Origin of the sequence: Pantoea sp. GbtcB22 (assembly GCF_019091025.1) — a bacterium.
In the GTDB taxonomy this organism is placed as follows: Bacteria; Pseudomonadota; Gammaproteobacteria; order Enterobacterales; family Enterobacteriaceae; genus Pantoea; species Pantoea leporis.
The window spans coordinates 1-251 of record NZ_JAGXKB010000492.1 but is presented as its reverse complement, the minus strand read 5'-3'; the positions used below and the strand labels follow the sequence as shown (position 1 = coordinate 251).

The following is a 251-nucleotide window of genomic DNA, read 5'->3' as shown; positions in this document are numbered from 1 at the left end:
GACCCGATTGGCCTGATCTGCGGCATCGTTCCTACCACCACCCCAACTTCTACGGCGATTTTCAAAGCACTGATCAGCCTGAAAACCCGTAACGGCATTATCTTCCCTCCGCATCCACGTGCGAAAGATGCCACTAACAAAGCCGCTGACATTGTGCTGCAGGCAGCGATTGCGGCGGGTGCACCAAAAGATATCATCGGCTGGATCGACACCCCATCCGTCGAACTTTCTAATCAGTTAATGCATCACCC

Annotated in this window: 1 protein-coding gene; it reads left to right on the top strand. The window is 53.4% G+C overall.

What is annotated here, in order from left to right; genetic code table 11:
- On the top strand, window positions 1–251 hold a 251-nt coding region (locus KVT28_RS25815; protein ID WP_217551104.1), incomplete at both ends, for a hypothetical protein.